Below are 24,757 nucleotides of genomic sequence, written 5' to 3' on the forward strand. Positions count from 1 at the left end.
AAGGCCCGATCCAGCTGCACGATTACATCGGCGATCATTGGTTGATCTTCTTCTCGCATCCAAAGGATTTCACGCCCGTGTGCACGACCGAGCTCGGCGCGTTCGCACGCCAAAAGCCGGAATTCGACAAGCGCCATACGAAGCTGCTCGGCCTGTCGGTCGATCCCGTGAGCGAGCACAAAAAGTGGATCAAGGATGTGGAAGACGTCGGCGGCACGGCGGTGAACTATCCGATCCTCGCCGACCCGGACCTCGCCGTGGCCAAGCTCTACGGCATGTACCATCCCAAGGCGGATCCGAAGGTTACCGTGCGCTCGGTGTTCGTCATCGATCCGCAGAAAAAAGTGCGCTTGACCCTGACCTACCCGCCGAGCGCTGGCCGCAATGTCGATGAGATCCTGCGCGTGCTCGACTCCCTGCAGCTCACCGACGGACGCAAGCTGACCACCCCGGTGGACTGGCGTCCGGGCGACGAGGTGATCATTGCGCCATCGGTCTCCGACGACGACGCCAGACAGCTATTCCCCGAGGGCTGGCGCACGCTCAAGCCTTATCTGCGTTTACTGCGGTTCAGCAGCACGCAACACTGAAAAAAGCCGCAAGTCCTTGCTTGACGTCAAAAAGATCGGGCCGCCCTGTGCGGCCCGGTCTTTTTTGCGCCATTTTGATGATCCACATGCACCGGTGGCCTGAACCCGGACCAACACCTTTGACCCGGGTGCCAACCGATTCATGTCAGTAACGTTACAGTCCACACCCCACCGAACGATCGATTGTCCGGACTGTTATGACCCCCGTCTCCCCGACGCCTCTTTCGACACAAGCCAAGGTCGTGCGCGCCGCCATGGTGCTCGCGATGATGGCCGGGTTCGTGCTGCTCACCGGCCTGCTCGATGGCAATGACGGCGTCGCCGCATCGCAGCTGATCGCGCAGCCTGCGTTCCCGCTGGCCAACGCGATGCCCGGACTGATGCTCGCGCTGCTGTTGCTGGTGGTGACGCGGCGCGCTTTTCTATCTTTCGGGCTGGCGTATCTGGCGCAGGTCGTCGTGTATGCCGTGAATTCACTGAAGGTCGCGAACCTTGGCACGCCGCTGGTGCCCGCCGATTTCCGCATGGTCGGACAGCTCGGCAAAGGCGGCATGCATGTGCTCGGTAGTTACCTGCCGCACAGCCCCTGGCCTTACCTGAGTTTGATCGTGGGTGTTGCACTGATTGCAGCGCTGTGGCGTTTCGAACGGCCGCTGTTTCGACGCCGCACCGGTGGCAAGCGCGTGATCGCGGGCAGCGTTCTTGCTGCGACGTTCGGTACGCTGCTGGTTGGCGTGCCGGGATGGGGAAGCCTCTACAACGGCCACAAACTTTGGCTTGAACCCTGGTCGGCGGCTGCAACGACCAGTCATTCGGGTCTGATGAGTTCGCTGGTGATGTTCCACCTGCAGGATCGCCATACGAAACAGAAAGTCGACCCGGCGGCCGTGTCGCAGTTGCTGCAAACCACGGGCAACGCGGTGCGTGCACGCATGCAGACAACGCCCGATCCGAACACGGCGCTTCCCGACATCGTGGTGGTGCAGAGCGAATCGTTCTTCGATCCGCGCATCATCCGCGGTTACGAGAACGCCGATCTCACGCCCAACCTCAAACGTCTTGCCGCGCAGGGCATGAGCGGCCCGTTGCACGTACCGACGTTCGGCGGTGGCACTATCCGCACCGAATTCGAAGTGCTGACAGGTCTGTCACTGCGCTACTTCAACACCATGCAGTTTCCGTATCTGCAGTTGAATAACAAAGTGGTGCCGAGCATGGTGCGCGTCTTGCGCTCGCACGGTTATGAAACGATCGCGATTCACGGTAACGATCCGACGTTCTGGAATCGCAACACCGCGTTCAAGGCACTGGGTTTCGATCGTTTCCTATCGCAATCGGGCTTCCCGGCCGATGCGGCGATGGACGGCAAATACATGGCCGACAGCGCGATGACGGACGAGATCATGTCGCAGCTGAAAGATTCCGGGCCGCCGCAATTCCTGTTTGCGATCAGCCTGGAAGCGCACGGCCCGTATGACGTAACGCCCCAGGATGTCGCTGCACGCGACGCGATTGCCGTGCCAGCTGTCGTCGATCCCACGCACAAGCAGCAGGTGCAGAACTACCTGTATCACATGCAGCATGCCGATCAGGAACTCGGACGCCTCGCCGCCCTGTTAGCCAAGCGCAATCGTCCAACGCTGCTGCTGTTCTATGGCGATCATTTGCCGGGCCTCGATGACGCCTATCGCGAAACGGGCTTCGTCGATGGTCAAAGCATGCTGTCGCAAGCCGGTACGTGGTTGCTGGTCGATCCACGCAATCCGGGCAACGCACAACGCGTGGACATGGCCTCATGGATGCTGCCGGGCCTGCTACTGGAGCGCGCGGGCGTTCATGACGATGCGTATTTCGCGCTGACTCAAGTGCTGGCACCATCGCTTGCGGCACTCACGCACGCACCAGGCGCAACACCGCCACCGATCGATGCGCAACAGAAGCAATTCGACAACGACATGGCGAGCGTGGCTGCGTTGCGCATGAACGGCAAGCTCGACAAGTTGCTGCCGGCGAGCTTGCTGCCACCGGCCACTAACTTGGCGCAGGGTCAGAGTGCGGAGCCGACACCGGCGGTAGGGGCGATGGGCATCCACCATTGACCCGCGCGTGCGTCATGACTCGATGCAAGGGCTCTCGTATGAGGGCCCTTTTCGTTTCCGATGGGCAAAGGATGAACGCTTAACAGCATCCTAAGCACGCGCGCCTGCGCTTTAAGGTCGATCCGATACCTTGCCATGGCGATTTTTGCCGTAATAGACAGGTGCCATCGCATGGCACGTTGAGTCTTCGGCGGTAACGGATTTCTCGCCTTCTTTCAGAAAATCGCGATCTCCCGGGCGGTAACGGGTGGGCGGTTTTGGCACCGTGGCCATACCGATGTTCAGTTTTTGCAGAAAATGGGTTGCACTATCCACCCCCTCCCCCCGCTCACCGTACTTGCTCGGCGCGCTGACCATCTGCCTGACGATCTGCTGGTTGGGCGTACCGCAAGCGCATCTGCATGCCGCAGAGCCTTCGCAAAACGATGCGCAGTTGCTGCTGCCACCGCCCAGCTATGCGGAGAAGCCGTTCGTCGCCACCAACAATGCTTTTGCAAGCTCCCGGGCGGCGCCATCACCTTACTTTCGTGCGCTGAAGAAACTCTACGGCGCGCCCTCCGACATATCCGAAGACACTCCGCTACCGCCGGATGAGGTCGACAGATTTCATCAGCTCGACACGCAGTTGCCGATCGCGTACGCGCGCATCACATCGCACTTCGGTCATCGACACGATCCGCTCGGCAACGGCGATATATTCCATCGTGGCATCGACATGGCCGCGCCCATCGGCACGCCGGTACAAGCGGTCGCTGAGGGCACGGTGATCAGAGCTAACACAGACCGCCATTACGGCAAGGTCGTCGTGATCGATCATCACAACGGCTATCGCACCTTGTACGCGCATAACTCGAAACTGCTGATAAAGGCGGGCGAACGCGTAAAGGCGGGCCAGACAATCGCCAAAGTCGGCTCGACCGGTCGCTCGACCGGCCCGCATCTGCATTTCGAAATCCATCGTGACGGTGAACACGTAGATCCGTCACCCTATCTTGCCCGCATGTAAAAAGCGGAGAGTCTTGCCTGCCCTGTGGCGATATGCACTTGCGTGCACACGACAAGGGCTCTTCAACGAAGAGCCCTCGCTACAAGCGCGTTTACGGCATACCATCTTGATTGGTCAAAACATCGCCTACGTCGAAATGACCCAGTGCGCTGGGCGATGCGTCCCCTAAATCATCGACACGCGTCCACGAATTGATCCAGCGACCCTGCGGGTCGAATGACAGCATGGTCGCGTATCGAACTTTGTGACGCTTGGGAAGCGCCGTACCGGTTTCAGGAGTGCGATCGTTGCTAACGTCTTCGGTTCGAACTTTGACGTACGCGATGACTTGATTTCCGGACGGTGTGCGCACCGCACCGACGGGTTTTCCCAGCGTAGCTTCGACTTGGTCTACGGTGGTGGTGCCTGCTTTGAACGAAGCGATCGTATCGGGGTTCACGGCATATCCCTTGGCAGGCGTATACGTGACGCCCGACGATTCGCTCCGTGCGGGCGTTGTATCGCCCGATGTGCTGCATCCTGCCAACGCCATGCTTGCAATAACGATCGCTGCCATGAATTTGTTCATAGACCCTCCTGCAACGTTATTTATATTGATTCCACTCACAAACACCGAAACCAGAAACCCTATGAGGGCCCTCTTTTTCGCAGATCCGATCGTGCTTGCGGGGGACGTGGATGGAAGCCTCTCCCAAGCTGGTCATCCAGCGGCCTCCTGAGCGCACAGTAGGATGGCCACCAGGAATATTCAACGGCCGCCGTAGAGATGTCGCGATGCATCAGGAAAAAGGGGGAAATATCCATCCTGATTCGTGCCGAACCTCCGCTGGGTAGTGATTTCGCCCCCTGCATGCGCGGAGGGAGCAAATCCCGAGTAACTGAGGTTCGACGCTAATCAAGAAATCCTTTTTTATTCGGCAAAAGCTATCTGGCAAAAGAAAACCCCGCTTGCGCGGGGTTTTCTCGTAACACTTTGCGTTTGAGCGCAGGACTTAGAAGTCCATGCCACCCATACCGCCCATGCCGCCGCCGGGGGCGCCGTGGTTGTGCTCTTCTTTCTTCGGCAGCTCGGCCACCATCGCTTCGGTGGTGATGAGCAGGCCGGCCACGGAGGAGGCGTACTGCAGTGCCGAACGCGTGACCTTGGTCGGATCCAGGATGCCGAATTCGATCATGTCGCCGAACTCGCCGGTCGCAGCGTTGTAGCCGTAGTTGCCCTTGCCTTCCTTGACCTGGTTGACGATCACGGACGGCTCATCGCCAGCGTTGAACACGATCTCGCGCAGCGGCGCTTCCAGCGCACGGCGGGTGATGACGATGCCGTGGTTCTGGTCTTCGTTCTCGCCCTTCAGCTTTTCGATCGCTGCCAAGGTGCGGATCAGAGCAACGCCACCGCCGGGGACCACGCCTTCTTCAACGGCTGCGCGCGTAGCGTGCAGGGCGTCTTCGACGCGGGCCTTCTTTTCCTTCATTTCGACTTCGGTCGCAGCACCGACCTTGATCACAGCAACGCCGCCGGCCAGCTTGGCCACGCGTTCCTGCAGCTTCTCGCGGTCGTAATCGGACGAGGTCTCTTCGATCTGCGCCTTGATCTGGCCGATGCGCGACTGGATCTTCGCGGCTTCGCCGGCACCGTCGATGAGGGTGGTGTTTTCTTTGGTCACCACGACTTTCTTGGCGCGGCCCAGATCCTGGATCGTTGCCTTCTCAAGCTGCAGGCCGACTTCTTCGGAGATGACCTGGCCGTTGGTCAGGATGGCCATGTCTTCCAGCATCGCCTTGCGACGATCGCCGAAGCCCGGCGCCTTCACGGCAGCAACCTTGACGATGCCGCGGATGGTGTTGACCACGAGGGTGGCCAGCGCTTCGCCTTCGACTTCTTCAGCGACGATCAGCAGCGGCTTGCCGGACTTGGCCACGCCTTCGAGGATCGGCAGCATTTCGCGGACGTTGGAGATCTTCTTGTCGTACAGCAGGATGAACGGATCTTCCAGTTCGACCTGCTGGCTCTGCTGGTTGTTGATGAAGTACGGCGAGAGGTAGCCGCGGTCGAACTGCATACCTTCGACGACGTCCAGTTCGTTCTCCAGACCCGAACCTTCTTCAACCGTGATCACGCCTTCCTTGCCGACCTTCTTCATCGCGGTGGCGATGATGTCGCCGACGGCGACGTCGGAGTTCGCAGAGATGGTGCCGACCTGGGCGATGGCCTTGTCGTCAGCGGTGGGCTTGGAGAGCTTCTTCAGCTCTTCCACGGCCGTAATCACAGCCTTGTCGATGCCGCGCTTGAGATCCATCGGATTCATGCCGGCGGCAACGGCCTTCAGGCCTTCGCGCACGAGCGCCTGAGCCAGAACCGTGGCGGTGGTGGTGCCGTCACCGGCGTTGTCGGAGGTCTTGGACGCGGCTTCCTTGACGATCTGGGCGCCCATGTTCTCGTAGGGATCGGCCAGTTCGATTTCCTTGGCGACGGACACGCCGTCCTTGGTGACGGTCGGAGCGCCGAAGCTCTTCTGGAGCACGACGTTGCGGCCCTTCGGGCCCAGGGTGACTTTGACGGCGTTCGCGAGAGTGTTCACACCCTTGAGGATGCGAGCGCGTGCGTCTTCGCCGAAGCGGACTTCTTTGGCTGCCATAATTTTTTAGCCTCTAAAAAATTGAAATAAGTAATGGGGGTTTTGCTATTGCAGTCGTCGTGCGGGGACTTTTGCCGACCGAACCGGTCATCAAGCGCGGATGTCGCGCTCGGCAAATCCCGCTCGTCGCGCTCAGCCTTCGATAACAGCCACGATGTCGTCTTCCTTCAGGAAGACCAGCTCTTCGCCGTCGATCTTGATTTCCTGGCCGGCATACTTGCCGAACAGCACGACTTCGCCGACCTTCAGGGACATCGGACGGACCTTGCCGTCTTCCAGGATGCGGCCTTCACCGGCAGCGATGACCTTGCCGCGGGTCTGCTTTTCAGTGGCGCTATCGGGGATAACGATGCCGCCGGCGGAGACACGCTCCTCTTCCAGGCGCTTGACGATGACGCGATCGTGCAGCGGACGCAGTTTGCTCATGGGAAAAACTCCAGCTATGGCTTGAGGTTAGAAAAATTGGCGCCCCGTGGCCGGCCTCTGGGAGGCCTGTGTTAGCACTCGGGAGACATGAGTGCCAATTTTAGCCTCCAAAAAAACCCCTGGTACAGGGGCCGGGCGAGTCTCGGGAAACTTAATGGGGGACTCGCAAGGGCTTTCAAGGGCGATCAACGAAACGACGTAGTTTGGAAATAGGGGTTGGGGATGGGTGCCCCTCGCCATGAGGAAGAAGATGACACGGAACGCAAAAATGCCGACGATGCTGCGTTTCCACTCGATCATCAGGCAAGCCGAGCAGTGAGCACCGAACAGACGTTACGCGAGGAAATCGTCGCCAACGGGTTGAAGCTGACGCCGTCCGGCTTGAGCCAGGGCACGTCGGGCAATCTGAGCATCCGGTTCGAAAGCGGATTCTTGATCACGCCCAGCGGCATGCCCTATGGCGAGGTCACCCCGGACGACGTCGTCTTCGTCGATATGGACGGTCATCACGATCATCCGCGACGCCCGTCGAGCGAGTGGCGCTTTCATCGCGACATCTATATGGCGCGCCCGGATGCCCACGCCATCGTCCACGCCCATCCGCCGTACAGCACGGCGCTGGCGATGTGCCGCATGGACATTCCTGCCGCGCACTACATGATTGCCGTAAGCGGCGGCGACTCGATTCGCTGTTCGGACTATTACACCTACGGCACACAGGCGCTGTCCGATGCTGTGGTGCGCGCACTCGATGGACGGCTCGCCTGCCTGATGGCCAATCACGGCATGATCGCGGTCGGTGCGAACATGGAACAGGCGATGTGGCGTGCAATTGAAGTGGAAACACTGGCAAGGCAATACACGATTGCCCTGCAAATCGGAAAACCCATCATGTTGCGCGATAACGAAGTGACGCAGGTGATCGAGAAATTCGGAAATTACGGCTTGATGTCGAAGAAGTAGCGAGCCATCCCATGACCGACCCAAAAACCGTTCTGCTGTGCTATTGCACCTGCCCCGACGCCGCCAGCGCGCAACGTTTGGCCGATGCCTTGGTGAATGAAGCGCTGGCCGCATGCGTCAATCGCGTGCCCGGCATCCAGTCGACCTATCGCTGGCAAGGCAAGGTCATCACTGACACCGAGGAACTGTTGTTGATCAAGACCACCGCAGAACGCTTCGATGCGCTCAAGACACGCGTGCTTGCCTTGCATCCCTACGACGTGCCGGAAGTGATCGCCGTTCCTATCGAGCAGGCGCATGCGCCTTATCTGGACTGGATTCGCGACGCTGTAAAAAACTGACGCACAACGCCGCTACATACATTCTCGCAAACAGGATTGGGATCATGATCGATCTTTATTTCGCCGCTACACCGAACGGCCTGAAAGCCAAACTGTTTCTAGAAGAAGCGCAGCTGCCGTATCGCGTGAACCCGGTCGCCCTAAGCAAGGGTGAGCAATTTAAGCCCGAATATCTGGCGATTTCGCCGAACAACAAGATTCCCGCGATCATCGATCACGATCCGCTCGGTACCGATAAGCCTGTAAAAATGTTCGAATCGGGCGCGATTCTGCTTTATCTCGCCGAGAAGATCGGGCGTTTCATTCCCAAAGACATCCAAGGGCGCACGCAAGTGCTCGAATGGCTGTTCTGGCAGATGGCCGGGCTTGGACCGATGGCTGGCCAGATCGGACACTTCAATATCTACGCGCCCGAAAAAGTGCCGTATGCGATCGATCGCTATACGCGCGAAGTGGCACGTCTTTATGGTGTACTCAATCAACGTTTGGAAGGCCGTTCGTTTATTGTGGACGAACTGTCGATTGCAGATATCGCCTGCTATCCGTGGATCGTGCCGCATCAAGCGCACGGACAGAACCTCGACGATTTCCCGCATCTGAAACGCTGGTTCGACACCATAGCCGCTCGGCCCGCGACGATTCGCACCTACGAAGGCGTCGAAAATGTCTACACGCCCAAACACGGTGCACTGACCGAGGAAGAGCGTCGCGTGCTGTTTGGTCAAGGCGCCAAGCGCTAACGAATACTGCTGACAGGTTCTGTCACCAGCGGGATATACATTGCCGACATGGATGCAACCGAGCGCCACGCGATGAAGAAATCCGACGCTGTCGAACTCTTGCTGCTAGGTGCCATTTGGGGAGCCTCGTTCCTGTTCATGCGCATGGGCGCCAATGAATTCGGCGGCATGGCATTGGCGGGCGTTCGTGCGATTGGCGCAACGATCTGCTCGATCCCGCTGCTTTTCTCGCGCCGGCGGCGCATCGAACTGCGCAAGCACTGGTTTTCGGTCGCGCTTATCGGCCTCGCCAATTCGGCCCTCCCGTTTGTGTTTTTTTCCTACGCAGCGCAAAGCCTCCCGTCGGGTTTGTCGGCGATCTTCGATGCGATTGCACCGCTGCTCGTCGCCGCATCCGGCTGGCTCTGGTTGGGCGAGAAACTCGATGCGCCGCGCGTCAGCGGTCTGGTGATCGGCTTTGCTGGCGTGGTGTGGCTGATCGGCGGCTCGATAGGTTTTGGCCATGGCGGCGCAACGGCCGTCTGGGCCATGGCGGCATGCGTTGCGGCTAACGTCTGCTACACGTTCGGCGCGCATTACAGTCATCGTCGTTTGCAGGAGGTTTCGCCACTGACCGTCGCCACTGGCAGCCAGATGGCCGCCGCGGTGATGCTGCTGCCGTTCACCATCTGGTTGTGGCCGGCCAAATCGCCCTCGACGGAAGCCTGGATCGCCGCGATCGGACTGGCGGCAATCTGTACGTCGCTCGCTTACATACTTTTTTACGGATTGCTGGCGCGTATCGGCTCGGCAAAATCGATGGCCGTGCTGTACCTGATTCCCGTATTCGGCGTGTTATGGGGTGCGCTGTTCCTCCATGAAAGGATCACGCTGCCGATGGCAGGCGGTTGCATCCTTATCCTGCTCGGTGTGGCACTCACCACCGGCATGCTTCATCCGAAGGCTGCGCCGGCAGAACCGGCCTCTGCGGTAGAAAAGGCATAACGACGCAGCGCCGGCGTCGGTGCGCCTCAAGCTGAGCCATAATCTGCCGTATTCGCGTACCCCGGCGCGACCCCCTCCTGGAGCTGCAATGCGCTCGCTTTTTCAACACCGCGCTGTTCTTTGTCTGTTTGCTTTGATCGCGCTGCTTACACTCATCCCGGCCGCGTCGGCGCAGAATGGCACCGAAAATCTTCTGCCCGTGACCGAAGCGTACAAACTTTCGGCCGACGCCAGCACGCCCGGCGTCGTGAAACTGCATTGGACGATCGCGCCCGATTACTACCTTTATCGCGGCCGCATGAATTTCAAAGGCGGCGACGGCGTCACGCTCGGCACCGCGCAGCTTCCCGATGGCGAAAAGCACGACGATCCGTATCTGGGTCCGGTCGAGACGTATCACCACGGCATCGACGCCACGATTCCCTACACGCTCGCACCCGGCACCACGCACCTTACGTTGAGCGTGCGCTATCAGGGTTGCCACGAAACCGATCCGAAGATCTGCTATCCGCCGCATACCGAACAATTGGATCTTCCCGTTCCAGGCGCCGCCAATGCGCCAACGAACAAACTGGGCGATTTGTTGAAATCGCCGTCGCAGCTTGCCGTGGGCGGCAACGGCGCGGCGTTACCTGCGGAGCAGGCGTTTCACTTCGACGCCATCGCGCAATATCCGCATCACCTGTTGATTCGCTGGACGATGGCGAAGGGCTATTACCTCTATCGCGACAAGACCACGCTGACGGTAAAGAACGCACCGAATGTTGCGCTGACGCCCGCGTGGCCCGCAGGCGAGATGCATACGGATGCAAATTTCGGCAATACCACCGTTTACTTCGGCGACATCACCGTGCCCGTCAGCGTGAACGGCGATTTGTCGGGACTGAAAACGCTGGACATCGCTGCCAGTTTTCAAGGTTGTCAGGATGGCGGTGTGTGTTATCCGGTGATGACGCGCGACGCGAGCGTCGGCCTGGGTAGTGCTGCGCAAACAACCGGGCAAGCCGCCGAGAATCCGGCACCCGAGATGCCACCCGCCAGCGCGGGCGGTGCTTCGGCGAGTTTGCTATACCAGTTATTGCTCGCAGTGCTCGGCGGCTTGGTTCTCAATCTGATGCCGTGCGTATTGCCGGTTCTGTCGATCAAGGCAGTGGGCATTTTGGAGAGCGGCGATAATCTCGCGCGCCGTCGCACACACGCACTGATGTATACCGCCGGCGTGCTGATCAGCTTCGTGGCGCTTGGGCTGGTGATTATCGCGTTGAAGACGGCGTGGGGCGCGCACCTGCAAAATCCACTGGTCGTTGCGGTGCTGTCGCTGGTGATGCTTGCTGTCGCGTTGTCGATGTCGGGCGTGGTGCAGTTCGGCGCATCGCTGGGCAACACCGGCAGCTCGCTTGCCAATCGCTCAGGTCCTATCGGTGATTTCTTCACGGGCGTGTTGGCCGTGGTGGTCGCCAGCCCCTGCACCGCACCGTTCATGGGCACCGCGCTGGCCTACGCATTGGTTGCGCCGACGTTGAACGCGATGGCTGTTTTCTTTGCGCTTGGTTTAGGTCTCGCGCTGCCATTTCTCGCGATCGGTTTCATACCCGCCTTGTCGCGATGGCTGCCGCGTCCCGGACGCTGGATGGAAACGCTCAAGGAAATACTGGCGTTCCCCATGTATCTCACCGCAGCGTGGCTGGCGTGGGTGCTTGCACATCAACGTGGCGCCGACGCAGTGGGCCTGCTGATGGTTGCCGCCGTGCTGCTCGCCATGACGCTGTGGTGGTTTGAACGCAGCCGCGGGCGTGGATTGTTCAGCCGCGCGTGGGTGGTGGTGTTCGCGCTCTTCACGCTCGCCCCGCTCTATTACCTCAGCACACTGCCTGCGACGGCACACGCTGCCGAGACGTCGAGCGGTGTCGTCGCTTATTCGCCGGAAAAACTCGATGCGCTACGCAAAGCGGGCACCCCCGTTTTTGTGGACATGACGGCCGACTGGTGCGTCACTTGCAAGGCGAACGAGCACACAGTGCTCGATGGCGATGCTTTCCAGGCACTCCTCAAACGCACCGGCACCGTCTATATGAAAGGTGATTGGACCGACGTGAACCCGACGATTTCGGCGTTCCTGGAGCAGTACCACTCACCGGGCGTTCCTCTGTATGTGGTGTTCCCCAAGAACGGTGGCCCGGGTCACGCGTTGCCGACGGTGCTGACTGAATCGCTGGTCGAGGATGCCGTGAACGAGGCGGCGAAGTGACCAACCTAGAGATCGCTACGCCGGCCGCACTTCAGCGAGCGCGCCGACCCTCATGCTGAGCCGCCCAAACCTAATCATTCTCGGCCTAGCCGTGCTGGCCGCCATCGGCGGCGGCTGGCTGCAGCACGAAAGTCAGGTGGCGCGCACGCCGCCCGGCGTTGATGTCGCGAACGTCGGCGATCTTCGTCCAGATCTGGCTCTCACGGGTCTCGATGGCAAGCTGCATCATCTCTCCGAATTTCATGCCCAACGGGTGCTGATCAATTTTTGGGCAAGCTGGTGCGTGCCCTGCCTGGCCGAAATGCCGACGCTAAATACGGCGCAGCATAACTTCGCCGATCAGGGAGCCATCGTGCTGGGTATAGCGATGGATGACCCTGAACATGTCCATAGCTTTCTCAGTGCCCATCCGGTGGACTATCCGATCCTGCTCGGCCGGCTCGACTCGCCGAGCACCTCGCTCCGTCTCGGCGACACCGACGAAGTTTTACCTTTCAGCGTGCTGCTGGATGCCCATGGACGAATCGTAGCGATGCGCCGCGGTCCGCTCGAACCTTCGCAACTCGGCAAATGGCTGTCCCCGGGAACCGCGCCGTAGCGCGGTTTGCAGCCCACATACGTCGACGCACGGTTTCTAAGTCACTTCTCCGTCAAACATCGCCGATCTGCGCCGAACTGGACAATATTGGCGGCACCTAGCACACTGCGCGGATTCCGAGGCGCCGGGGCTGCCTGGAGCTGTTATGGCGAAGCTGCTGGTCCTGCACGGACCCAACCTCAACCTGCTTGGTGTGCGCGAACCGGACGTCTACGGCCGGGAGACGCTGGCGGACATCAATACCCGCCTGGCGCAGCTCGCCCAGAAGGCCGGCCACGAGCTGGCCTGGTATCAGTCCAACGCCGAGCACGAGCTGATCGGCCGCATTCACCAGGCCCGGGACGAGCAGATCGCGTTTATCCTGATCAATCCAGGCGCTTTTACCCACACCAGCGTTGCCCTGCGCGACGCCCTGGCCGCGGTCGCCATCCCCTTTATCGAGCTGCACATGAGCAACGTGCACGCCCGCGAGCCGTTCCGGCATCACTCTTACCTGTCCGATCTCGCCGTGGGCGTGATTACCGGCTTCGGCAGCGACAGCTATCGCCTGGCGCTGCAAGCCGCGGTTTCGAAACTTGAACCGAAACCGGCTGACTAGACAACACCTACCGTTTCCTTTCATTCCCTTTACCGTCAAGCCACCAAGCTGTGGCCCCAGACCCAAAGAAGGCAAGCCCGATGGATCTGCGAAAGATCAAAAAACTGATCGACCTCCTCGAGGAATCGAACCTCGCCGAACTGGAAATCAAAGAGGGCGAAGAAGTCGTCCGTTTGTCGCGCGTACCCAAGGGTGGCGTCAACGTCGCCGCTGCACCGGCGCCTGCGCCCGTGATGCACGCACCGGCACCGGTTGCGCAGGTCACGCCCGTCGCTGCGGCTGACGCAGGCGCACCGAATCTGCCTGCCGGCCATGTCGTGAAGGCGCCCATGGTGGGCACGTTCTACGCCTCCGCCAGCCCGGGCGCTGCGGCGTTCGTGAAGGTGGGTCAGCAGGTGAAGGCCGGCGAGACGCTGGGCATCATCGAAGCGATGAAGATGTTCAATCAGATCGAAGCCGATGTGGGCGGCACGGTGCAGGCCATCCTGGTCGAGAACGGGCAGCCGGTGGAATTCGATCAGCCGATGTTCGTGATCGCTTAAATGGCCTGACGACTACTATGCAGAAGCTCGAAAAAGTCGTTATCGCCAATCGCGGCGAAATCGCGTTGCGCATCCTGCGTGCGTGCCATAGCCTCGGTATACGAACCGTGGCCGTGCACTCCACGGCAGATCGCAACCTCAAGCATGTCGGTCTGGCAGACGAAGCGATCTGCATTGGCCCGGCACCATCGATCGACAGTTACCTCAACATTCCGCGCATCATCGCTGCAGCGGAAATCACCGACGCCAACGCGATTCATCCCGGCTACGGCTTCCTTGCCGAACGCGCGGACTTCGCCGAGCAGGTGGAACAATCCGGCTTCATCTTCATCGGACCTACCGCCGATGTGATTCGCCTGATGGGCGACAAGGTCGAAGCGATTCGCGCGATGAAATCCGCCGGCGTTCCTTGCGTGCCCGGCTCAGGCGGCCCGCTCGGCGACAGCGTGGAAGAAAACGTTCGCATTGCGCGCGAGATCGGCTATCCGGTGATCATCAAGGCATCGGGCGGTGGCGGCGGTCGCGGTATGCGCGTTGTGCGCACAGAAGCGCATCTGGGCAACGCCATCACCATGACCAAGCAGGAAGCCAAGGCGGCGTTCGGCAACGATCAGGTGTACATGGAGAAGTTTCTGGAGAATCCGCGTCACGTGGAAATCCAGGTGCTCGCCGACGGTCAAGGCAATGCCATCCATCTTGGCGAACGCGATTGCTCCATGCAGCGCCGTCACCAGAAAGTAGTCGAAGAAGCGCCTGCACCGGGCATCACGCCGGAACTGCGCGCGCAGATCGGCAAAGTGTGCGTGGACGCCTGTTTGCGCATCGGCTATCGCGGCGCAGGCACGTTCGAATTCCTCTTCGAAAACGGCCGTTTCTACTTCATCGAAATGAACACGCGTATTCAGGTCGAGCATCCGGTAACCGAACTCATTACCGGCGTGGATCTCGTACGCGAGCAATTGCGGATTGCCGCAGGCGAAAAACTTTCGATCAAGCAGGAAGACATCGAGATTCAGGGTCATGCGATCGAATGCCGCATCAACGCGGAAGATCCGGAGACCTTCGTGCCCTCGCCCGGCACGGTGAAACGTTTCGAGGCACCGGGCGGTCCAGGTGTGCGCGTCGATACTCACCTGTACGACGGCTACAAGATTCCGCCGAATTACGATTCGATGATCGGCAAAATCATCGTGCACGGTCCGGATCGCGAAACGGCGATTGCGCGCATGCGTCTCGCGCTGGCCGAAACGGTTATCGAAGGCGTGAAGTGCAACGTGCCGCTGCAGCAGCGCATCATGAATGATGTGGGCTTCCAGCAAGGTGGGCAGAACATCCACTATCTGGAAAAGCGCATGGCGGAGCATAAGGAACATCCGCATAGCGGGCATTGAGTGCGGGGGGCCGTCCTCCACTTTGCCTCAACGTCATTCCGGCGCAGGCCGGAATCCAGTCCAAAAATGCTGTGCATAGCACTCAAAATAATTTGTTCTGTGTGCTTCACACGATTTATTACGACTGGATTCCGGCCTGCGCCGGAATGACGTGGAGGCGCAGTCAACTGCGTCGCAAGATTCGACCATCGCCCTATCCCTGCGCGCAGGGGGCGAGAGACAATCCTCGCACCACCCGCTTCCCGGTACATCCATGCCCTGGCTCGAACTCTCCCTGATCGCCCGTGCCGAACAGCAGCCCCGCGTGGAGGAAGCGCTGGACGATCTGGGCGCGCTGTCGATCACGCTGCAGGACGCCGACGCACAGACGCCCGATGAACAGGCGATCTTCGAACCCGGCGTAGGCGAGCTGCCGCTGTGGCCGACGATCACGCTCAACGCCCTGTTCGAGGCAGGCACCGATCGTCGCGGCCTCACAGAGGCCCTGAGCGAACTGCTTCCGTGGTTGGAACCCGATCAACTGAACTTTCGCGACGTCGCGGATGAAGACTGGGAACGCGCGTGGATGGACCAATTCAAGCCGATGCCCTTCGGGAGGCGGCTATGGATCTATCCGTGGAACATCGAGCCACCCCACGACGACAGCGTGATCGTGCGCCTGGACCCTGGCCTGGCGTTTGGCAGCGGCACGCATCCCACCACGGCGCTTTGCCTTGAATGGCTCGATGGCCTCGACCTCGCGGGCAAGCGCGTCATCGACTTCGGTTGCGGCTCGGGCATTCTTGCCATTGCGGCACTCAAGCTCGGCGCCGGATCGGCGATTGGCGTGGACAACGATCCGCAAGCGCTCACTGCGTCGGCCGACAATGCCGAACGCAACGAAGTCGCCGATCGTCTTGCCTTGTTCCTACCTGAGGATTTCGCCGGCGAACCGGCCGACGTTTTCGTTGCAAACATTCTTGCCGGACCGCTTGGCGATCTCGCCCCCATCTTCGCCGCCACTGCAAAACCCGGCGCACCATTTGCCATCTCCGGCATCTTGCAAGGACAACAAGACGAGCTGCTGGCGCGTTATGCCGAATGGTTCGAAGCATTGCGTGTCGACACACGCGAAGATTGGGTGCGCATCAGCGGCCATCGTCGCGCGTGATGGAACGGATCATGCGATGGCTTTGCTAAGCTTGCCCGATATAGGTCAAAGCGCACCGCATGTATACGCAATGCCCTGAATGTCTATCCGTGTTTTCAGTGGATGCGCGAACCATCGCGCAGGCGCATGGCTTTGTCTTGTGCGGACATTGCGGCGCGGGTTTCGATTGCATCGCCACGCTCGCCGATCAGTTGCCACCGGAACCATTCAACGAGCTGCCCTCACACGAGCCGGGCGTGGAGCCGCCACGCGTGGAATTGGTGGTTTACCGGCCGCAGCCAAAGATGTCGCCAGTCGTTGTCGCCAATGAAATGCCAACGCGCGATGACTTTGCGGACCTGGTCGTCACACCACGTTTTGCACGTGATCGGCGCAAGGAAAAACCACGTCGCTGGCCCTGGATTTCAGCTTGTTTTCTGCTGTTTTTTGGCCTTCTTGGGCAGCTCGGCTGGGCATTGCGCGACACGCTGGTTGCCGATCCAACGATGGGGCCGCTACTTCAGCAAGCTTGCGCTACGCTGAATTGCGCGCTGCCACCGGTGCGTGATGTCGGCAAATTGCGCTTGCTGGCACGTGACGTGCAGACGCATCCCACTGTTCCCAATGCGTTGCTAATCAGCGCCAGCGTACGGAACGATGCGGCCTTTACGCAACCGTGGCCCGTTGTCACGATTCGATTGTCCGATGCAAATGGCAAAGTCATCGCCATGCGTCGTTTGAATCCATCCGAATACCTCGATGATGTTGATGCACTGCGACGCGGGATTGGCCCTGGCGCAACCTCCGCGTTGATCTTTGAGGTGGAAGACCCCGGCCATCAGGCCGTCGCTTTTGACCTGGGGTTCGAATAAAGCGTCCTTAGTGCCTGTTCGGCATAGTCTTATGATTTTTCTTGCCGCAAGGCTCTTAATTTTGTCCACGAGCGCGAGTACACTCGACCCCTCGCGCTACACAAAGCACGAGCTATTGACCCGCCGCAAACGCGGTAACTGCCATAAGCATGGCGACGACCTATGCAGCCGTCGCGTGAGTACGTGAGGGGAAATGTCCTTGAACGCTGTCAGACTGCCTGTCAACGAGGCCATTAATGATTCCTCGTCGCAGAGCGCATTGAGTGAATGCGTAAGCCGTACTGTGCGGCGTTACCTTGCGGACATCGGTGACACGCCGTGCGACGAAGGTTTGCACGCGCTCGTCATTCGCGAAGTCGAAGGTCCGTTGCTGCGCGAAGTGCTTGCGTTTCATGACGGCAATCAAAGTCGCGCTGCTGCCGTGCTCGGCATCAATCGCGCAACGTTGCGCAAGAAGCTGTCCGCTCACGGCCTTCTCTGAGGCAACGTTCTTCCACAGCCGCTCTTCGACGGCGTTTAGCCGTCCAAACGCAATCGATTAGACGAACAGCATCCGCTGCCTAGCCGCGCTATAATGCGCGGCTTTACCGCACCGGAAACCGCCATGTCCGCACCCGCCGTCACCCCCATTCGCCGCGCGCTGATCAGCGTTTCGGACAAGACTGGGCTGATCGAACTGGGGGGGCGCCTAGCCACGGCAAAGGTGGAGTTGCTCTCCACCGGCGGCAGCGCCAAAACCCTGCGCGAGGCGGGTATTCCGGTCAAGGACGTCAGCGATATCACGGGCTTTCCGGAGATCATGGACGGCCGCGTAAAGACCCTGCATCCGAAGGTTCACGGGGGGCTGTTAGGCCGCCGCGGGATCGATGACGCGGTCATGACCGAACTGGGCATCGAGCCCATCGACCTTCTCGTGCTGAACCTCTACCCCTTCGAAGCCACGGTGGCCAAACCGGACTGCACGCTGGAACAGGCGATCGAAAATATCGATATCGGCGGTCCGGCCATGCTTCGCTCCGCAGCGAAGAACTGGAGCGACGTCGGCGTGCTGACATCGCCCGATCAATATGACGAAGTACTGAGCGAAATCGAACAGCACGGCGGTCTGAGTCGCGCGACGCGTTTCAAACTGTCAGTGGCGGCGTTCAATCGCGTGTCCAATTACGACGGCGCGATCAGCGATTACCTCTCCGGAGTACAGCTCGACGAAGCACACCATACGGTTGCCGGTCACGACGCATTCCCGGGCCAGGCAAACGGTCGCTTCGTGAAAGTTATGGATCTTCGTTACGGCGAAAATCCACACCAGCAAGCTGCGTTTTACCGTGACCTGTATCCTGCGCCCGGCACGTTGGCCACGTTCCGCCAGTTGCAAGGCAAGGAGCTATCCTTCAACAACATTGCCGATTCGGATGCAGCGTGGGAATGCGTGCGCAGCTTTACCAAGCCCGCATGCGTCATCGTCAAGCATGCCAATCCGTGTGGCGTCGCGGTCAGTCTCGAAGGTATTCGTCGCGCGTACGACCTCGCATTCCAAACCGATCCCACGTCGGCGTTCGGCGGCATCATTGCGTTCAATCGTGAGGTGGACGGCGACACGGCACGCTCGATCGTCGATCGCCAATTCGTGGAAGTCGTATTGGCGCCCGGTTATGCGGACGACGCACTGAAAGCATTCAGCAAGAAAACGAATGTGCGCGTGCTCGAAATTCCGGTCCCGAAGGAGGCCGAGCTGAGCGAAGCGCATCCGGGCAACGATGTGCGTCGTGTGGGCTCCGGCTTGCTCATCCAGACCGCGGACCGCGGCATGATCACGGCCAACGATTTGAAGATCGTCACGCGCCGCACGCCGACAGCAGAAGAGGTCAACGACCTGATTTTCGCCTGGAAAGTGGCGAAATACGTCAAGAGCAATGCCATTGTGTATGCACGCAATCGCCAGACCATCGGCATCGGCGCCGGCCAGATGAGCCGCGTCTACAGTGCGCGCATCGCGGGTATCAAGGCGGCAGACGAGAAGCTTGAAGTGCGCGGCTCGGTCATGGCGTCCGATGCGTTTTTCCCGTTCCGCGACGGCATCGATGCCGCCGCCGCAGCGGGTATTCGCGCCGTGATTCAGCCGGGCGGCTCCATGCGCGATGGCGAAGTGATTGCCGCTGCCGATGAACACGATATGGCGATGGTCTTCACCGGCATGCGCCATTTCCGGCACTGATATCGCGCAACCGCTTATTCGGTGGCGGCAATCTTCGTCACATCACTCCTCTTGCGTGAATTAACGTTGGCGCGTTCCGCATAGCGACGCGCCAGAACCGCACACGTCATCAACTGCATCTGATGGAACAACATGATCGGCAACACGATCATGCCCAGGGCGTGGGCGGGGAAAAGCACTTTCGCCATCGGTACGCCACTGGCCAAACTCTTCTTCGAACCGCAGAACACGATCGTGATTTCATCGTCGCGATCAAACCCAAGGGCGCGCGAACCGTAACGCGTGATCAGCAACGCCGCCGCCAGCAACACGGCGTTGACGATCAGCAGACCGCCCAACACCGGCAACGGCAAGTGCTTCCACAAGCCTTGCAGCACCGCCGCACTGAACGCAGTGTAGACCACCAGCAAGATCGAGCCCTGATCGACCAGGCCGATCAACGGACGGTGACGCGATACCCAGCCGCCAATCCAACGCTGCGAAATCTGACCGGCCACGAACGGCACGAACAGTTGCAACACGATCTCGCCGACCGATTCCCATGACATCGCACCCTGCCCGTGCGCCTGCAGCACCAAGCCTGTCAGCAACGGCGTGATCGCGATGCCGAGGAGACTCGACGCCGATGCCGAACACACCGCGGCCGATACGTTGCCGCGCGCAATCGACGTAAACGCAATCGACGACTGCACCGTGGACGGCAACGTGCAAAGGAACAGGATGCCGACGTAAAGCGAGGGCGTCACCAGCGGTGAAAGCACAGGCTTCAGCAACAGACCCAACACCGGAAACAACACAAAGGTGCTCGCCAGCACCGTCAGATGCAGCCGCCAGTTGGTTAACCCCGCGACCACGGCCTCGCGCGAGAGCTTCGCACCGTGCAAGAAAAACAGTAGCGCGATGGCCACGTCGGTCAGCAACTCGAAGGCGTTGGCGGTGACGCCGCGGCATGGCAGCAGGCTTGCCGTGATCACCGTGGCGATCAGGCAGAGGGTGAAGTTGTCCGGTAGGAAGCGGCGCAGAGTGCTCATGGCGAATGCCCCGTTCGGCGACCCGATCAAAGGAAGATGGTCGCTATTTCACCGCCGCCCCATTGATAAATCAAATCGTTTTATTGTATTCATTGATGCTATATGAGTATGAATATCAGCCTCCGGCAGCTCAGGGCCTTTCTGGCGGTGGCCCGCCAGCGCCACTTTCGGCGCGCGGCGGACAATCTGCACCTGAGCCAGCCGGCCGTCAGCCGGCACGTCGCCGAGCTGGAATCGGAGTTGGGCGTGCGGTTGTTCGATCGAAACACGCGCGAAGTAGTCCCTACCGAGGCGGGCCGTTATCTGGAGAGCGCCATCGAGCGTGTGCTCGATGAGCTGGAAGGCGTGCTGGAGCACGTGCACTCCGAAGGTGAACGTAAACGCGGAAAAGTCCGTGTCGCCTCGGTACCCACGTTGTCGGCAAGCCTGATGCCTGCATGCATCGCCGATTGCGCCCGCGACTATCCGGAGCTGACCATTCAATTGCACGATCAGGCACAAACCTTGGTGCTCGACAGCGTTCGCGGCGGCGAAGTCGATTTCGGCATCGCCATCGATCCGCCCGAAAGCGGCGAGTTCGATTGCGAAACCATCATGCGCGATCCGTTTTGCCTTGCCTGCCGTCCGGATCATCCGTTTGCAAAACTGAAAACCGTCGCATGGGAAAAACTGCAGGGACAGCCGCTGATCCTGCTCGATTACTCATCCGGCAGCCGCCCTCTCATCGACGCGACACTGCGCAAATACGGTGTCGAAGCAAACGTCGTTCAACAAACCGGCCACACTTATACGGCGTTCCGCATGGTGGAAGCAGGCCTGGGCATCAGCATCACGCCCGCGCTTTCCGCGCCGCCCGCATCGCTCGCGATGCGTCCGCTGACACCGAAGGAACAGCGCACGGTGATGCTGATCCATCGTCGTCATCGCTCACTTTCACCGTTGGCGGCGTTGGTGTGGAATCGTCTGCGCGAACTTGCGGCGAAGGGAACGCTCACGTCGTATTGAGCGCGTGACCTTTAGGCTGTTTTCTCCACCAGGAGGATGTCTCATGCGCTACGAGCTTTACTACTGGACTGGTATTCAGGGCCGCGGCGAATTCGTGCGACTGGCATTGGAGGACGCAGGCGCCGATTACATCGATGTCGCGCGCAAACGCGGTGACAGCGCTATGATGCCGTTCCTTCGCGGCAAATATGATGGCGGATTACCCTTCGCGCCGCCGTTTCTCAAAGCCGGGCGACTGGTGATCGCGCAAACCGCCACGATTCTCGCTTACCTGGGCCCGCATCTTGGCTTGGTGCCCGGCGGACAGGCGGCAGAAATGTATGCGCAACAGCTGCAACAGACCATCACCGATATCGTTGTGGAAGTGCACGACACGCATCACCCCATTTCTGCGAGCCAATACTACGAACAACAACGCGCCGCCGCGAAAAAGCGCGCGAAGTTTTTCTGCGACGAACGCATCCCTAAATATCTCGATTATTTCGAAAGCGTGATTGAGCGCGGCAACGGAAGGCAGGCATTGAGCCGACATTCGTATGTCGACTTGTCGCTCTTCCAGCTCGTTAGCGGATTGGACTACGCATTTCCGAACGCCATGCGCCGGATGCAGAAACGTATTCCACGCTTGCGTGCACTGACCGAACGCATTGCCGAACGCCCGAATATTGCCGCATACCTACAATCACCGCGCCGCATTGCGTTCAACCAGGACGGCATTTTTCGGCACTATCCAGCGCTGGATCCAAAAATCTGATCCACACCGTGCCGCGACTAAAACAGCGCAATCACCAATGAACCGGCCACAATCAACACGCCACCCACGAGCACCGGCCAGGTTGGCTTCTCGCCCAGGATGAGCAGCCCAAGCACGATCACTATCGCAACGCTTAGCTTATCGATCGGAGCAACCTTGCTGACCGGACCCAATTGCAGCGCGCGGTAATAGCAAAGCCAGGAAAGTCCGGTCGCAATGCCCGAGAGCACGAGAAACAACCAGCTATGCCACGGCAACCCGGTGGGCTTGGCCCATTCCGCGCGGAGGCTGAGAATGCCTGCCGTCACGCCGAGAATCACCAGCGTGCGGATGAACGTGGCGAGATTGGAATTGATCCCGGCAACGCCCAGTTTGCCGAACAGCGCCGTGAGCGCTGCAAAGAACGCCGAGCCCAGAGCGAACAGCAACCAGCTTTCGCGGATGTTCATGCCCGCTCCGGGGAAACGAAACGATAAGAGGATTATGTACCGTTATCGCCGTTGTCTTCCGACGATTCGGCCGACGCCGGCTTGCTCTTGCCCCACTGGATAAGGCGGTACTGCACCGGCTTCACCGGCGGCTGACCATTGGGATCGAGCATATGGCCGTCCGGATCGACCGTATAAACCTGCTGCGGACCGTACTTGGGCGTCACCACCACCATGTAGACGTGACCGTTCTGGCGATACTCCTGAATGGTGTTGTCGCCTTCCTGATGCACCGCCACTTCCGGCGGCGGCGGGCGGTTGGCATCCTGATTGGTCTGACCCGGCATCTTCGGCATCGGGATCGGCTTGCTCGCCATGTGGCTGGGCTCAAGCTCGGCCGGCGTGGATGCCGGCGCGTTCGCCGTGGTGCTGGCCGACATCGGTTCCTTGGAAGGATTGACACCCGGATCGTTCATCCCCGGCGGCGGTGGCGCGGGAGCGAAGTGCGGCTGGGCGGTCGAGGAGGACGATGTCTGCGCAAACGCTGGCGCCGCGGCCAGGACAGAAAGGACAAGCAGGCAGGCAGCGTGTTTCATGGCGAAGACCTCGTTGGGGAAACGGATCATACCAGCGCGGCCTTCACCGCCTCGTGAACCGGTGCCCGCCGCCATCATGCGAGAATGTGCGAATGCCAAACCTGACGCTTATCGACGGCTCCTCCTACCTCTACCGCGCCTTCCACGCGCTGCCGCCACTGAGCAATGCCAAGGGCGAACCCACGGGAGCGCTGTTCGGCGTGGTCAACATGCTACGCACCACGCTCAAGGCCAGACCCGATTACGTCGCCTTCGTCAGCGATGCTTCCGGCCCGACATTTCGCAATGTCCTGTACGACAAGTACAAGGCCAATCGCCCGCCCATGCCGGACGAATTGCGCGCGCAGATCGAACCCATGCTGGCCATCGTCGGCGCATTGGGTTTTCCAATTCTGCGCGTCACCGGCGTGGAAGCCGACGATGTCATCGGCACGCTTGCCAAGCAAGCTCACGAACATGGCATCGATGTGCTGATTTCCACCGGCGACAAGGATCTCGCACAACTCGTGCGTCCCGGTATCAAGCTGATCAACACGATGACCAACACCACCATGGACAACGCTGGCGTGGTCGAAAAGTTCGGCGTAAAGCCCGAGCAGATCATCGACTTCCTCAGCCTTACCGGCGACACGGTCGACAACGTACCCGGCGTCACCAAGTGTGGCCCGAAGACCGCGGCAAAATGGCTTGCAGAATATGGCTCGCTCGACGGCGTGATTGCCAACGCGGACAAGATCGGCGGCAAGATCGGCGAGTATTTGCGCGAAGCGCTTCCGTCGCTGCCGCTTTCGCGCGAACTGGTGACGATCAAGCTCGATGTACCGCTCGACAAGTCCGTCAAGGATCTGACACTGCGCGAGCGCGATGCCAACGCGCTGCGCGAACTGTTCACACGCTACGAATTCAAGGCGGCATTGAAGGAACTGGACAGCGCCGCTGCCGATACCACGTCACCCTCGCCCCCGGCGCCAGCAACAGCGATCGACACAGCGCCTGTTGCACCGTCGCATACCGAAGCGATGCCCGCCGTCGAATTGAGCGGTCCCGGCAATTACGAACTGGTCACGACGCAAGCGCAGTTCGATGCATGGCTTGAGCGCATCAAGGATGCACCGCTGATCGCGTTCGACACCGAAACGACGGGTCTGGATCCGATGCGTGCCGACATCGTGGGATTGAGCCTGTCCGTGCAACCTGGCCACGCGTGCTACATCCCGCTCACACACGATTATCCTGGCGCACCCCAGCAATTGCCGCGCGATAAAGTGCTTGCCGCGATCAAGCCGATCATGGAAGACCCGCGGCGACCGAAAGTCGGTCAGCATGCCAAGTACGACATGAACATCCTGTCGCTCTATGGCATCACCGTGCAGGGGCTCAAGCACGACACGATGCTGGAATCGTACGTGTGGAACGCGACGGCAACCCGTCACGACATGGATTCGCTCGCCACCAAATACCTCAGCTACGAAACCGTGAAGTACGAGGAAGTCGCAGGCAAAGGCGCGAAGCAGATTTCCTTCTCGCAAGTCGATCTTGAAACCGCCTGCCGCTACGCCGCCGAA

General features: G+C 60.0%; 26 protein-coding genes. 19 read left to right on the forward strand and 7 right to left on the reverse strand.

Annotated features, from left to right (window positions below; genetic code table 11):
* Together VK725_RS11370 and VK725_RS11375 are read left to right on the forward strand one after the other, a co-directional pair.
* Positions 1–590: peroxiredoxin (locus VK725_RS11370; RefSeq protein WP_325318169.1), on the forward strand; the 590-nt coding region annotated here is incomplete at its 5' end.
* Between the two features lie 197 nt (positions 591–787).
* The gene (locus VK725_RS11375) at positions 788–2,689 is read left to right on the forward strand and encodes an LTA synthase family protein (protein WP_325318170.1); all 1,902 of its coding nucleotides are present in this window, start codon (positions 788–790) and stop codon (positions 2,687–2,689) included.
* Between the two features lie 111 nt (positions 2,690–2,800).
* Here VK725_RS11375 and VK725_RS11380 read toward each other — a convergent pair whose 3' ends face one another.
* Entirely contained in the window at positions 2,801–3,004 is a 204-nt protein-coding gene (locus VK725_RS11380; RefSeq protein ID WP_325318171.1) for a hypothetical protein, read from the reverse strand.
* A 22-nt stretch (positions 3,005–3,026) separates the two neighbouring features.
* Here VK725_RS11380 and VK725_RS11385 point away from each other — a divergent pair, with 22 nt between their 5' ends.
* Positions 3,027–3,695, forward strand: a complete 669-nt coding sequence (locus tag VK725_RS11385; RefSeq protein WP_325318172.1) for a M23 family metallopeptidase — start codon at positions 3,027–3,029, stop codon at positions 3,693–3,695.
* Positions 3,696–3,786: 91 nt separating this feature from the next.
* Here VK725_RS11385 and VK725_RS11390 read toward each other — a convergent pair whose 3' ends face one another.
* The 3 genes from VK725_RS11390 to VK725_RS11400 all read right to left on the reverse strand — a co-directional run bounded on the left by VK725_RS11390 (position 3,787) and on the right by VK725_RS11400 (position 6,757).
* Positions 3,787–4,263 carry a hypothetical protein gene (locus VK725_RS11390; RefSeq protein ID WP_325318173.1) on the reverse strand — a complete coding sequence of 159 codons (477 nt, stop codon included), beginning with the start codon at positions 4,261–4,263 and terminating at the stop codon, positions 3,787–3,789.
* 424 nt (positions 4,264–4,687) lie between these two features.
* Positions 4,688–6,331 (reverse strand): chaperonin GroEL, encoded by a 1,644-nt coding sequence (groL, locus tag VK725_RS11395; protein ID WP_325318174.1) that lies wholly within the window; start codon positions 6,329–6,331, stop codon positions 4,688–4,690.
* Positions 6,332–6,463: 132 nt separating this feature from the next.
* Positions 6,464–6,757: a co-chaperone GroES gene (locus VK725_RS11400; RefSeq protein ID WP_284394926.1), complete on the reverse strand. Its 294-nt coding sequence runs from the start codon at positions 6,755–6,757 to the stop codon at positions 6,464–6,466.
* A 222-nt stretch (positions 6,758–6,979) separates the two neighbouring features.
* Between VK725_RS11400 and VK725_RS11405 the strand changes: the two genes are divergently transcribed.
* The 13 genes from VK725_RS11405 to purH all read left to right on the forward strand — a co-directional run bounded on the left by VK725_RS11405 (position 6,980) and on the right by purH (position 19,378).
* Positions 6,980–7,720, forward strand: a complete 741-nt coding sequence (locus VK725_RS11405) for a class II aldolase/adducin family protein (RefSeq protein ID WP_325318175.1) — start codon at positions 6,980–6,982, stop codon at positions 7,718–7,720.
* 11 nt (positions 7,721–7,731) lie between these two features.
* Positions 7,732–8,061 (forward strand): divalent-cation tolerance protein CutA, encoded by a 330-nt coding sequence (cutA, locus tag VK725_RS11410; RefSeq protein ID WP_325318176.1) that lies wholly within the window; start codon positions 7,732–7,734, stop codon positions 8,059–8,061.
* 44 nt (positions 8,062–8,105) lie between these two features.
* The gene (locus VK725_RS11415; RefSeq protein ID WP_325318177.1) at positions 8,106–8,801 is read left to right on the forward strand and encodes a glutathione binding-like protein; all 696 of its coding nucleotides are present in this window, start codon (positions 8,106–8,108) and stop codon (positions 8,799–8,801) included.
* Between the two features lie 72 nt (positions 8,802–8,873).
* A complete protein-coding gene (locus tag VK725_RS11420; protein WP_325318178.1) occupies positions 8,874–9,785 on the forward strand; it encodes a DMT family transporter in 912 nt (303 codons plus the stop codon).
* A gap of 88 nt (positions 9,786–9,873) precedes the next feature.
* Positions 9,874–12,033 carry a protein-disulfide reductase DsbD gene (locus VK725_RS11425; protein ID WP_325318179.1) on the forward strand — a complete coding sequence of 720 codons (2,160 nt, stop codon included), beginning with the start codon at positions 9,874–9,876 and terminating at the stop codon, positions 12,031–12,033.
* Between the two features lie 91 nt (positions 12,034–12,124).
* Positions 12,125–12,631 carry a TlpA disulfide reductase family protein gene (locus VK725_RS11430; RefSeq protein ID WP_325318180.1) on the forward strand — a complete coding sequence of 169 codons (507 nt, stop codon included), beginning with the start codon at positions 12,125–12,127 and terminating at the stop codon, positions 12,629–12,631.
* Positions 12,632–12,776: 145 nt separating this feature from the next.
* Positions 12,777–13,229: a type II 3-dehydroquinate dehydratase gene (aroQ, locus tag VK725_RS11435; protein ID WP_325318181.1), complete on the forward strand. Its 453-nt coding sequence runs from the start codon at positions 12,777–12,779 to the stop codon at positions 13,227–13,229.
* An 80-nt stretch (positions 13,230–13,309) separates the two neighbouring features.
* On the forward strand, positions 13,310–13,771 hold the full coding sequence (accB, locus tag VK725_RS11440; protein ID WP_325318182.1) for an acetyl-CoA carboxylase biotin carboxyl carrier protein: 462 nt from the start codon (positions 13,310–13,312) through the stop codon (positions 13,769–13,771).
* 17 nt (positions 13,772–13,788) lie between these two features.
* On the forward strand, positions 13,789–15,162 hold the full coding sequence (gene accC / locus VK725_RS11445) for an acetyl-CoA carboxylase biotin carboxylase subunit (protein WP_325318183.1): 1,374 nt from the start codon (positions 13,789–13,791) through the stop codon (positions 15,160–15,162).
* A 253-nt stretch (positions 15,163–15,415) separates the two neighbouring features.
* The gene (prmA, locus tag VK725_RS11450; RefSeq protein WP_325318184.1) at positions 15,416–16,312 is read left to right on the forward strand and encodes a 50S ribosomal protein L11 methyltransferase; all 897 of its coding nucleotides are present in this window, start codon (positions 15,416–15,418) and stop codon (positions 16,310–16,312) included.
* 59 nt (positions 16,313–16,371) lie between these two features.
* Positions 16,372–17,163, forward strand: a complete 792-nt coding sequence (locus VK725_RS11455) for a zinc-ribbon and DUF3426 domain-containing protein (RefSeq protein WP_325318185.1) — start codon at positions 16,372–16,374, stop codon at positions 17,161–17,163.
* Positions 17,164–17,356: 193 nt separating this feature from the next.
* Positions 17,357–17,644 (forward strand): helix-turn-helix domain-containing protein, encoded by a 288-nt coding sequence (locus tag VK725_RS11460; RefSeq protein WP_126675150.1) that lies wholly within the window; start codon positions 17,357–17,359, stop codon positions 17,642–17,644.
* 123 nt (positions 17,645–17,767) lie between these two features.
* A complete protein-coding gene (gene purH / locus VK725_RS11465) occupies positions 17,768–19,378 on the forward strand; it encodes a bifunctional phosphoribosylaminoimidazolecarboxamide formyltransferase/IMP cyclohydrolase (RefSeq protein WP_325318186.1) in 1,611 nt (536 codons plus the stop codon).
* Positions 19,379–19,392: 14 nt separating this feature from the next.
* Here the strand turns inward: purH and VK725_RS11470 are convergent, their stop codons facing one another.
* Complete coding sequence (locus VK725_RS11470) at positions 19,393–20,409, reverse strand: bile acid:sodium symporter family protein (RefSeq protein WP_325318187.1); 1,017 nt, start codon at positions 20,407–20,409, stop codon at positions 19,393–19,395.
* Between the two features lie 108 nt (positions 20,410–20,517).
* Here VK725_RS11470 and VK725_RS11475 point away from each other — a divergent pair, with 108 nt between their 5' ends.
* Together VK725_RS11475 and VK725_RS11480 are read left to right on the forward strand one after the other, a co-directional pair.
* Complete coding sequence (locus VK725_RS11475) at positions 20,518–21,414, forward strand: LysR family transcriptional regulator (RefSeq protein WP_325318188.1); 897 nt, start codon at positions 20,518–20,520, stop codon at positions 21,412–21,414.
* Positions 21,415–21,457: 43 nt separating this feature from the next.
* A complete protein-coding gene (locus tag VK725_RS11480) occupies positions 21,458–22,168 on the forward strand; it encodes a glutathione S-transferase (RefSeq protein WP_325318189.1) in 711 nt (236 codons plus the stop codon).
* 17 nt (positions 22,169–22,185) lie between these two features.
* On the opposite strand, the gene VK725_RS11485 is transcribed toward VK725_RS11480, so the two are convergent.
* Complete coding sequence (locus VK725_RS11485; protein WP_325318190.1) at positions 22,186–22,617, reverse strand: EamA family transporter; 432 nt, start codon at positions 22,615–22,617, stop codon at positions 22,186–22,188.
* A gap of 32 nt (positions 22,618–22,649) precedes the next feature.
* On the reverse strand, positions 22,650–23,192 hold the full coding sequence (locus VK725_RS11490) for a DUF2782 domain-containing protein (RefSeq protein WP_325318191.1): 543 nt from the start codon (positions 23,190–23,192) through the stop codon (positions 22,650–22,652).
* 92 nt (positions 23,193–23,284) lie between these two features.
* Between VK725_RS11490 and VK725_RS11495 the strand changes: the two genes are divergently transcribed.
* Positions 23,285–24,757 (forward strand): 5'-3' exonuclease H3TH domain-containing protein (locus VK725_RS11495; RefSeq protein ID WP_325318192.1); only part of this gene is annotated, 1,473 nt, incomplete at its 3' end.

It is taken from the genome of Dyella sp. (genome assembly GCF_035486915.1).
GTDB lineage: Bacteria > Pseudomonadota > Gammaproteobacteria > Xanthomonadales > Rhodanobacteraceae > Dyella_B.

Coding starts and splice junctions, on each gene's coding strand:
- VK725_RS11480 (WP_325318189.1), top strand. CDS start 21,458: ATGCGCTACGAGCTTTACTACTGGACTGGTATTCAGGGCCGCGGCGAA.
- VK725_RS11375 (WP_325318170.1), top strand. CDS start 788: ATGACCCCCGTCTCCCCGACGCCTCTTTCGACACAAGCCAAGGTCGTG.
- accC (WP_325318183.1), top strand. CDS start 13,789: ATGCAGAAGCTCGAAAAAGTCGTTATCGCCAATCGCGGCGAAATCGCG.
- purH (WP_325318186.1), top strand. CDS start 17,768: ATGTCCGCACCCGCCGTCACCCCCATTCGCCGCGCGCTGATCAGCGTT.
- prmA (WP_325318184.1), top strand. CDS start 15,416: ATGCCCTGGCTCGAACTCTCCCTGATCGCCCGTGCCGAACAGCAGCCC.
- VK725_RS11475 (WP_325318188.1), top strand. CDS start 20,518: ATGAATATCAGCCTCCGGCAGCTCAGGGCCTTTCTGGCGGTGGCCCGC.
- VK725_RS11455 (WP_325318185.1), top strand. CDS start 16,372: ATGTATACGCAATGCCCTGAATGTCTATCCGTGTTTTCAGTGGATGCG.
- accB (WP_325318182.1), top strand. CDS start 13,310: ATGGATCTGCGAAAGATCAAAAAACTGATCGACCTCCTCGAGGAATCG.
- VK725_RS11470 (WP_325318187.1), bottom strand. CDS start 20,409: ATGAGCACTCTGCGCCGCTTCCTACCGGACAACTTCACCCTCTGCCTG.
- VK725_RS11400 (WP_284394926.1), bottom strand. CDS start 6,757: ATGAGCAAACTGCGTCCGCTGCACGATCGCGTCATCGTCAAGCGCCTG.
- VK725_RS11390 (WP_325318173.1), bottom strand. CDS start 4,263: ATGAACAAATTCATGGCAGCGATCGTTATTGCAAGCATGGCGTTGGCA.
- VK725_RS11485 (WP_325318190.1), bottom strand. CDS start 22,617: ATGAACATCCGCGAAAGCTGGTTGCTGTTCGCTCTGGGCTCGGCGTTC.
- aroQ (WP_325318181.1), top strand. CDS start 12,777: ATGGCGAAGCTGCTGGTCCTGCACGGACCCAACCTCAACCTGCTTGGT.
- VK725_RS11425 (WP_325318179.1), top strand. CDS start 9,874: ATGCGCTCGCTTTTTCAACACCGCGCTGTTCTTTGTCTGTTTGCTTTG.
- VK725_RS11415 (WP_325318177.1), top strand. CDS start 8,106: ATGATCGATCTTTATTTCGCCGCTACACCGAACGGCCTGAAAGCCAAA.
- VK725_RS11460 (WP_126675150.1), top strand. CDS start 17,357: ATGTCCTTGAACGCTGTCAGACTGCCTGTCAACGAGGCCATTAATGAT.
- VK725_RS11420 (WP_325318178.1), top strand. CDS start 8,874: ATGAAGAAATCCGACGCTGTCGAACTCTTGCTGCTAGGTGCCATTTGG.
- cutA (WP_325318176.1), top strand. CDS start 7,732: ATGACCGACCCAAAAACCGTTCTGCTGTGCTATTGCACCTGCCCCGAC.
- VK725_RS11490 (WP_325318191.1), bottom strand. CDS start 23,192: ATGAAACACGCTGCCTGCCTGCTTGTCCTTTCTGTCCTGGCCGCGGCG.
- groL (WP_325318174.1), bottom strand. CDS start 6,331: ATGGCAGCCAAAGAAGTCCGCTTCGGCGAAGACGCACGCGCTCGCATC.
- VK725_RS11405 (WP_325318175.1), top strand. CDS start 6,980: ATGGGTGCCCCTCGCCATGAGGAAGAAGATGACACGGAACGCAAAAAT.